At 66.9% G+C, this 8543-nt stretch carries 10 protein-coding genes and 2 pseudogenes; 2 read left to right on the forward strand and 10 right to left on the reverse strand.

Annotation, left to right across the window (positions count from 1 at the left end; translation table 11 throughout):
- The 9 genes and pseudogenes from AB0C29_RS21670 to AB0C29_RS21710 form a co-directional block, all read right to left on the reverse strand.
- A pseudogene (locus AB0C29_RS21670) lies at nucleotides 1-237 on the reverse strand (threonine/serine dehydratase); the annotation flags it as partial.
- A gap of 9 nt (nucleotides 238-246) precedes the next feature.
- The gene (locus AB0C29_RS21675; protein ID WP_360822765.1) at nucleotides 247-1308 is read right to left on the reverse strand and encodes a glyceraldehyde 3-phosphate dehydrogenase NAD-binding domain-containing protein; all 1062 of its coding nucleotides are present in this window, start codon (nucleotides 1306-1308) and stop codon (nucleotides 247-249) included.
- 609 nt (nucleotides 1309-1917) lie between these two features.
- Nucleotides 1918-2511 (reverse strand): hypothetical protein, encoded by a 594-nt coding sequence (locus AB0C29_RS21680; RefSeq protein ID WP_360822768.1) that lies wholly within the window; start codon nucleotides 2509-2511, stop codon nucleotides 1918-1920.
- 31 nt (nucleotides 2512-2542) lie between these two features.
- Nucleotides 2543-2767 (reverse strand): hypothetical protein, encoded by a 225-nt coding sequence (locus tag AB0C29_RS21685; protein WP_360822771.1) that lies wholly within the window; start codon nucleotides 2765-2767, stop codon nucleotides 2543-2545.
- Nucleotides 2768-2916: 149 nt separating this feature from the next.
- Complete coding sequence (locus AB0C29_RS21690) at nucleotides 2917-3603, reverse strand: endonuclease/exonuclease/phosphatase family protein (RefSeq protein ID WP_360822774.1); 687 nt, start codon at nucleotides 3601-3603, stop codon at nucleotides 2917-2919.
- A 50-nt stretch (nucleotides 3604-3653) separates the two neighbouring features.
- Nucleotides 3654-4016, reverse strand: a complete 363-nt coding sequence (locus AB0C29_RS21695; protein WP_360822777.1) for a DUF1496 domain-containing protein — start codon at nucleotides 4014-4016, stop codon at nucleotides 3654-3656.
- 678 nt (nucleotides 4017-4694) lie between these two features.
- Entirely contained in the window at nucleotides 4695-5087 is a 393-nt protein-coding gene (locus tag AB0C29_RS21700; RefSeq protein ID WP_360822780.1) for a hypothetical protein, read from the reverse strand.
- 26 nt (nucleotides 5088-5113) lie between these two features.
- A complete protein-coding gene (locus tag AB0C29_RS21705; RefSeq protein WP_360822783.1) occupies nucleotides 5114-5446 on the reverse strand; it encodes a hypothetical protein in 333 nt (110 codons plus the stop codon).
- On the reverse strand, nucleotides 5443-5760 hold the full coding sequence (locus AB0C29_RS21710; RefSeq protein ID WP_360822786.1) for a hypothetical protein: 318 nt from the start codon (nucleotides 5758-5760) through the stop codon (nucleotides 5443-5445). Before AB0C29_RS21710 ends, AB0C29_RS21705 begins: the two co-directional genes overlap by 4 nt.
- 547 nt (nucleotides 5761-6307) lie before the next feature.
- Here AB0C29_RS21710 and AB0C29_RS21715 point away from each other — a divergent pair.
- The gene (locus AB0C29_RS21715) at nucleotides 6308-6976 is read left to right on the forward strand and encodes a hypothetical protein (RefSeq protein WP_360822789.1); all 669 of its coding nucleotides are present in this window, start codon (nucleotides 6308-6310) and stop codon (nucleotides 6974-6976) included.
- Between the two features lie 114 nt (nucleotides 6977-7090).
- Here the strand turns inward: AB0C29_RS21715 and AB0C29_RS21720 are convergent, their stop codons facing one another.
- On the reverse strand, nucleotides 7091-7648 hold the full coding sequence (locus tag AB0C29_RS21720; RefSeq protein ID WP_360822792.1) for an RNA polymerase sigma factor: 558 nt from the start codon (nucleotides 7646-7648) through the stop codon (nucleotides 7091-7093).
- A gap of 162 nt (nucleotides 7649-7810) precedes the next feature.
- Between AB0C29_RS21720 and AB0C29_RS21725 the strand changes: the two are divergent.
- Nucleotides 7811-8543, forward strand: a pseudogene (locus AB0C29_RS21725) (chemotaxis protein); the annotation flags it as partial.

Below are 8543 nucleotides of genomic sequence, written 5' to 3' on the forward strand. Positions count from 1 at the left end.
CGCGTACGCCGCCGCCGGGCCCGCGATGCCGCCGGCGGCCGCGCTGACGCCCGCCGCCGGCAGCCCGTGCTCGGCCGCGGCGAGAATCCGGTTGAACATGCCCCGGGTCTTGAAGGACCCCGCGTGCTGCAGGAACTCGAGCTTCAGCAGCGCCGGCCCGTCCCGGAAGACCGGGGTGCGCCGGATCCGCCCGGCGATGCGGCGCGCCGCGATCTCGACCTCACTGGTGGCAATCACCGATCAGTTCTACACGACGCCGGACCGGTACGGGGCCCCCACCGGTACGGCCTCACGTTCCCCCATCAGGCGCGCCAGATCCAGCAGCCGGTGCGAGAAGCCCCACTCGTTGTCGAACCAGCCGCGCACCTGCACGCCGCCGTCGGCGCTGGTCTGGGTGCCGGACGGGTCGAACAGGCAGGACGCCGGGTTGTCCCGGACGTCCACCGAGACCGTCGGATCGGGCTCGTAGTCGAGCACGCCGCCGAGGAAGCCCGCCGCCGCCTCGGCCATCGCCCGGTTGATCTCGTCGCGGCTGACCGGGCGGTCGGTGAAGCCGGTCAGCTCGGCCAGCGAGCCGATCGGGGTGGGCACGCAGTAGTAGCTGTAGCGCACCTTGCCGAGCTGCGGCAGCGCGACGCTGAGCAGGTCACCGGCGACGTGGTTGTGCGGGATGATGCTGTCGTGCACAGCCCGGCCCAGCCGGGGGTCGTCCCGCGAGGAGCCGGTGAGCGAGTCCTGCGCCTTCTGCCAGCCCTGGATCGCCAGCACGACCGAGGTGTGCACCGAGCGCAGGCCGAAGCGTTCCAGCAGGACCTTGGCCATCACCGACAACGCGTTGACGCCGCAGGAGGCGGGCGAGACGACGTCGTGGCGGGCGGGGTCGTACAGCTCGTGGTTGGCCCCGTAGACCAGTACGGCGTCGGGGTCGTCGGCCGAGGCGCTGATGACGACCTTGCGGGCGCCACCGCCGGTGATGTGGTCCCGCGCTCCGGCGCCGCTGCGGAACCGGCCGCTGGCCTCGATGACCACGTCGACGCCGGCCTCGGCCCACGGGATACGGCCCGGCTGCGACTCCTGGAACGCCCAGATCGGACGATTGTTGACGATGAGCTGGCCCGGGGCGGCGGCCACCGTTCCGGGGAATCGCCCGCGCACGCTGTCGCGTTTGAGGCCGTATGCCAAACGGTCGACCGGAGCGATGTCGTTAATGGCGGCGACGGTGATTCCCGTGTCCGCTGAGGCACCGACAATACGCATCAGACTGCGGCCGATCCGACCGAAACCGTTGATGCCGATCGCGATACTCACCAAGAACTCCCTACGGCCGGATGGTCGACGGACTTACCGTGGCGCGACCGTACCGGGATCCTACCCAGTGAGCACCCGCCGTCACACTTCAGACACTATGAGTGTGCAAGTTGCACGTCAACCGGAGCGGGCCGAGGAGAAACTCACAAGCCGGGCACCCGGTGAGGCGTTCCGGCCGAGCAGTCTACTCACCCACGGGTCCGCACTGGACAGTGCCGACCACCTGCGGATACTTGCCGTCGAGCAAGCGGCGGACCCGTCCTGAGCTGCCCACTTGAGTAACCGGGCGGGCTCACCGGCGCTCGGCCCCCGCCCACCGCGGCCCCTACCCCACATCGGACGGTTCCGTGAATAAGCGCAGGTGAAGGGCATTGAACCGTTACGATGACGACCCCGGTATAGTGGCGCATTTACCGCCCGATTTTGATCGTCAACTCTTTCGATGGTCGGCCGGCCCGTCGACCATTCAAACCCGGCCTGACCGACGACCCCGGCCAACGATCCGCTGGCCCGACCGGCAAACCGTTCGCCGACGATTGTCGGAGAACGGGCCGGCAACGGGAGGCAACCAGGTCGCCGAAATTGGCACAGTTCATTCACGCCGTGCCGTCAGGTGCCGCCACCACAGCCACCGCCGTGGTCGAAGCCGTCTCCCGGGACGCTCCCACCGCCGCGCTGGACATCCCACTTACCACCGGTGAGAGCTTTGCCGACGCCGCCGAGATGCTGCAGGCAGACAGTGCCCTTGAGCTCGTAGCAGATGCCGCGGCCACCGCAATCGGCCAGATAGCGCCGCCCACCCGCGACGGCGACCTCCCGGTCCACCCGGAACAACGCGGGCAGCATCCCGGCCTCGCGCGGCTCGTCCTCCTGCGCGAACCGGAAGGTGGCGGCCAGCTCACCAGGCCCGCTCCCGGCCGGGCGCCCCAGAACGGCAGCGCAGAAGTCCGCGTACTCCCGGGTGTGCAACTGGAACTCCCGGCAGAACTCGTCGACGATCACGGACGGCATGGCCAGCCGCGCCTTCGGATGCCGGGCGGCGAGCCGGAACCACTGCCGGGCGGCCGCCTCGACCGACCGGACGGCATCACCGGACAGCTCCCCGTGCTGAAGCGCGAACCGCTGCCGCAACCCGCTGGGGAACTCGTAGGCGTCGACCGCGGAGACCCGCCGGCCGCTCTGCCGTACCCGGAAAACCGCCATGCACCCAGCGTGAGCCCGCGCCGGGCCGGCGTCAACGATCCTGACTGTCCGGTGGCGGCAGGAGATCGGCCCGCCGCTCGATGTCCATGGCCTGCCGGGTGACCTCATCGCCGAGCCGATGCAACCGCCGCCGCGTCTCGGCATCGGGAGAACCCTCGGCGCTCTCATGCAGGATGGCCTCGCTGCGCTCGAGCGCCTCGGCGGTCTCATGCATCGCCGTGGCGGTGCCTCGCTTGTCCTTCTGGTTCGCGGTCACAGACCGTTCCATACCCGCTCGGCCCCTCCGACAAGCCTCAGCCGGGAATCACCAGGTCGGCGACGACGCCGTAGTGGTCACTAACGGTGTTGTCGGCCTGATCGAAGGCCAGCGCACAGCCGGTGACAGCGAGCGTGGGACCGCCATGCTCACCGCAACCGACGAGGATGTAGTCGATCCGCCGGAAAGGCCAGTCCCAGTCGGCGGCGTACGGATTCCCGGGGACGAAGGTGTGCCCGGGCTCGGCGGGGTGGGCACTCTCCCAGGCGTCGCGGTAGCAGACGCTGAGCCCGTCGAGGGCGTGGCGGCCCGTCCAGAACCGAACGCTGGTGGCCTGGGTCGGCGTCCAGGTCGCCGGCGACGATGAGGTGGCCGGGGCGGTCGGCATTCAGCCGGGCGAGGGCGCGAGCTGCGGCTGTGGCTTGGAGCTGGCGTTCGTGCTCGTGGTCGAGCTGCCAGTCGGGGAGGTGGTTGGCCAGCCAGATCCGCCCTAGCGGCTCGGGGACGAGGATCTCGGTGATCAGGCAGGTGCTGGCAAAGCTTGCGGTACGAGGGGTGAGATGCAGGTCGACCTCCAGCGCCTGCCCGATGGGCCAGCGGCTCGCTGTGGTCACGCCTTGGCCGTCGGGTTCGCGGGCGGACTGGTGGATCAGGTGGTAGGCGAGGCTGAGGATTTCGCGGGCCTGGTCGTAGCCGTCGGTGACGATGGTTTCTTGCAGGGTGATGAGGTCTGGGCTCAGCGCTTCAAAACCCCGCTGGAGAATGGGACGGCGGGCTTTCCAGTCGCCGCGCGTGCCCCAGGTGTTGAGCGTCGCGATCCGGAGGTTGGTCACCACCCACCCATCGTTCCACCGCTCGGGATCGTGTCGAGCACTTGAGGACACGCCTATACAGGAAACCAGCCAGTACCCCTTTTCCCCTTCGCGTCCACGGTGTTCTCACACCTCTTCACCTGACCGTTAGGCATTTTGCGCTTCGCACCGACTGAGTACTTCTGTCCGCCGTAGAGGCAGGTACTGCCCTCCTTGAAGACGATGGTCGGATCCGCCGAGTCTCGTACGACCACGTCGGGCGCATCGCCTGCGGCATCAAGCGAGTGCTTGACACTCTCGGAGACCTCAAGCTTCTGGACTTCGCCCCAGGTAGCGCCGCCAGGCCCAGAAACGCACTCCTGGTACTCATCGTCGTCGATTTCAATAACTGAACCTACGCTGTATTCCTGGTCGGCGTAGTAGCAGATTTCGGCCATCGTCCACCCTCCATCATCGCTGTTCGCCGCAGAGATGAAATTCGACGTCGCCCGATCCATGGTGCTCGCAGGCCTCACCGGAGGTCAAGGAGGCTGATGTGCCGCTTCGCCCGTCGACACGACGAAGCACCAACTGCCTCACGAGCGGGGGCCAGACGACGATCTCGACCGCTGAGACCTCCGCGATCGGCAGCCGCAGGATGGGCTACTGCGGCTTGGACCTCGGCATCTCAGGGATGCCCAGCCGGCCAGCCGCCATCCATCGTTCACGGGCGGCCGGCGCCCCCCGGATGTTGACCACCAGCGCCCGGAAATAGTCCTGGTCAGGGCCCCAAGAGTAGGGCTCCGACCAGGAAGGCGACGGACGAGCCAACCTGTACGCCGGATATAGGCCAACGAACCACCTCTGACCTGCACTTCCGTAGATCAATTGCCATGCTGGGCCGTCCCTGGGCCGTAAGGATGACCGTCCCGGCTGTGTTGATGATCGTCGACGCTTTGTTGATCAGCTCCAGCAGTTCGATGGCCTGCCACCCCGCGACGCCGTACCCTACGACGGCGCCGACGCCGGTCTCCGCGGTGGCGGTCCCGATCGCGGCAGATATCCCCATGATGATCGCCTTATCGGCGATCGCCTGCAGGAGGTTGCCGAGCTGGTTGGACAGCTGCCACGCGCCCTTAGCGGCTTCGTGATAGCCCTTGGCCGCTTCGTAGAGCGCCGACTGTTGACCGCTGGCGGCTGTGGCAACGCTCGTGAAGTAGTTGAACGCCGCATCCGCAGCGTTGCCGTCCCACGTCGTTGACGCTGGTCTGGACCTCGATGCCGACCTCTTGCAGGAACTGCGCCAACGAGTTCAGGGCGTCGCCGAACTTGTACAAGGCTGCCCATTCGCCGGTGAAGGCGTCGGTGGCGTAGCCGAAGATGTCGATCCCGGAGACCTTCTCGATCACATCGTTGACCCACGCGGACGGGCTGATGTAGTTGAACAGGTCCAGCGGGTTCACGAAGCCGTTGGTGATGCTCTCGTCGGGTTCGCCAGGTGCCACGAGGTAACGCGCGGCCTCGCCCATGTCGTGTCTCCCCGTTCGGTCAGGCGTCAGTCGCGACTAGGAACAGCTCGCGGCGACTCGGGATAGCTGGCGTCCACGCGGGCCGCGGCGTGTTTGTCCGTGGTCTGGTAGTCATTGGCCGCCGAGAGCAACGACTCACTCGAGCGCCACAGAATCGTCAACAGCTGATCGTGCAACTCCTCCAGCTGGTGCATCAACGACGCGTGCTGTCCGGCCAGCGCACCGATGATCCCGCTCTCGTGGAAGCTAAAGTCGCCATGCGCGTGTACGAAGTTCTTCGCCATCTCCACGTCCGAGTAGACCTCACGCAGCCGGGCCGCGTAAGCAACAAGGTCCGTCGGCTCCACTCGGAACGTCACGACTGCCCCCCGGCGTAGACGGCGTACGCGCTACCGAACAGCAGCACCAAACCGGCGATCCCATACACCAGCGTCTTGGGCCACAAGCGGTCGATCCGCGCTGCATCCGCCGTCCTGTGCAGCTGCACTGCGAAGTAGGCAGCCGGCACGAAGGCGCAACCCGGAAGCAGCGCCAGGGCAACATTTAGCGGCGGGATCGAAGCCCCCCGGGCCGCACCGCCCACAAGCGAGGCCAGCACGATCACCCAGCACAGGGTCAAGAACAACACAAGCTTGCCAACCCAGCGCCGCATCTCGATCGCCGCTTGCGTCACTGTGAGTCCACCTCTCGCCCCGCTGGCCCGACCGTACCAAAATGCTCCCGCCAGCAACGTCCCCGCCTAGTGAGCGCAAGTCTGACCCCTCGCTTGTAAGTCCTGGGCGGCCCGTCCGGCGTCGTCCGTGCGTGGTCGTGACCTCGGAGAGTCGTCTGTCGCTGCCTCGCCACGGCCGAAATCATCCGGGCCGGTTGCTGTCATCGTTGCTGTCACATCGGCGGCTAGATCCTGCCGTTGGCTCAACAGCCATCCCATGCTCGTCGTACGGTTGTTCGATGTGGTACCAACTGGAGGGCAACTACCTTCTGACTCTTCTCCACGAACGATGGAGCGAGGAGCCTGGCTGAACCTTGCGGCCCAACAAGACGAACTGCTTCTACTTGCTCTACTGGCTGGACCTGGTGCCCATCGGCGACGTCCGGCAATTGATCGACGGAGATGCGCGGTTCCACCTCCAATGTAAATACTCTGCGGCGGCCTTGTGCCCCATGAAGTCCAACTGCGACTCTGACCGATATGTCTGCGCCAGAGATAGGGGGCAAAAGTGGCCAAATTGTCGCTCAACCGGCTGACACCAGAGGACCACACCGCCGTTGTTGACCTCGTGATCAAAAACCGCTCCAAACTGGCAGCCGCTAAGAAGCAAGCTTTTGCCGAGAACGTTCTGCGAAAGATATCTAAGATCGAGCCGGACAAGGCAAAGCTGCTGGCCCGGGCGTCTGCAGGGGTGTCTGCATATCGAAAAATCAAAGGGGCCGGATTTCCGCTATCGGGATCGTTGGCCAGAGAAGCAATAGAATTGATGGTGAACATTCATTCGGCGCCCAATGTCGCAGCCGCGATAAAGGTTCTTCGCGCTGAAGCCAAGAAGAAGCACCATCCCGCTCTGTCCATCGGAATCGATGTGAGTAGTGACATCGTCGCCAGCGGCATGAAGTCCATTTATAACTCATCGCATTGGGTCGCTTACCAGGTATCACCTGAAGGAGGGGTGATGGACTTACTGGAGTCGTATTGGGACCAAATGTATAACGAGATACAGGGAATCAATCAAAAGGTCCTTGGGACACTCGGCGAGGATTTGAACGGTGCGATGGAGGGTGCCCTAGACGGATGGGCAGGTGGTGGACCAGGAGAAGCGGCACCGTACGCGGTTGGCGGAGCGATACTTTCTTCGATTGAATCAATAGCTGGGGAGGACGATACCGATTGACTTCGTAATTCAGGACTGGGCGGCAGGTAAAGCCCATCCCGTCACTCTCGCCCCGGGCAAGCCGAGCAGACCCAGGCCGGCGCCCACCAGCCTGGGTGCCGGCGTCCTGCTCGGTCATGCGGACTTTCCCCTCTGGCTCGCGGCACTGTGCAACTCGTACGGTCGGGGCGGCGGTGGCGCCTGATCCTGATCGGCCGCCTCCAGCAGGCGGGCGAGGCGGCGTCGGGCCCGGTGCACCCGTACCTTGAACGCCACGGCCGTGCAGCCCAGCACGTGCGCGGCGGCATCGTGGTCCAGGCCCTCCCAGCCGATCAGCAGCAGCGCCTCGCGGTCCAGACGCGACAACCGGCTCAGGGCCTCGCGCAGTCCGGCGTCCGCGACGACCGAGACGGCATGGTCCGGTGCGGACGGCACACCCCCGCCGGCCATCCGTTCGAACAGCCGGGCCCGGCGGCGCGCGGCCCGCTCCTCGTTGGCCAGGCTGTTGCGGGCGACCCGGTAGAGCCACGGCAGCGGCTCCGCCGGCAGCTGCGCGAAGTGCCGCCAGGCGGTGGCGAAGGTCTCGGCGACGACGTCATGGGCCCGCGCCTGATCGGTACGGCGGGACACGAACGCCAGCACACGGGGATAGTGCCGGCGGAACAACGCCGTGAACTCCTCCTCGTCGCTCACGCCGGCCTTCTCCCCTCGTCGCGCGGCCTCGTCGAAACGTTCAGGTCCGGCACCGCCCGCCCGGTTACCGGATCGGCCGATTTCTTTTTCCGGATCCGGATCCGGTCCGGCCGACTTCGACGATCCGCCTCGCCGCGCTGCCGCAGGCCGGATGATGGTGCCATGACCACGCTCGCGTCCCGGCTGCCGCGCGGCGCCCGGCTGTCCCCGGAGTCCTGGGCCGCGCGCCACCGCATCGTCACCACTCTGCTGTGGCTGCACCTGCCGGCGCTGGTCCTGCTGGGACTGCTCGGGCCGATGCCCGCGTGGGAAGCGCTGGCCCTGCCGGCGGGCATCGGCGCCCTCGCCGGCACCGCCGCCGTGCTGCGCGAGCCCCGGGCCCGGGCGTCGGTCACCAGCATCGGGCTGATCGCCTGCACGTTCGCGGCCATCGAGTTGTCCGGCGGCGAGATGGCCATGCACATCCACCTGTACGCCGTCCTGGTCTTCGTCGCGCTCTACCAGCAGTGGGCGCCGTTGCTGTGGGCCGTGGTCATCGTGGTGCTGCACCACGGCTCCCTGGGCCTGATGAACCCGGAGCGGGTGTTCGGCATGCATCACATGTCGGTGCTCGACGGGCTGGGCCAGGTTGCCCTGCACGCGGGCCTGGCGACCCTCGAGGTGATCGGCATCATCGTCCTCTGGCACTTCGCCGAGCAGGCCGAACGCGAGAACGAGGCACTGGCCGAGGCCGCCGAGGCGCAACGCTCCGCCACCGCGCAGGCCGAGCAGCAGGCCACGGCCCGCTCGGCCGAGGCGGAACGGGTCCGCGCCGCCGAGACGGCCGTCCGCGCCGAGCGGCTCTCGGCCGACGCGCTGGCCATCGGCCACCAGGCCCGTGCCGCCCTGGCCGCCG

It is taken from the genome of Actinoplanes sp. NPDC048791 (genome assembly GCF_040650095.1).
Taxonomy (GTDB): Bacteria; Actinomycetota; Actinomycetes; order Mycobacteriales; family Micromonosporaceae; genus Actinoplanes.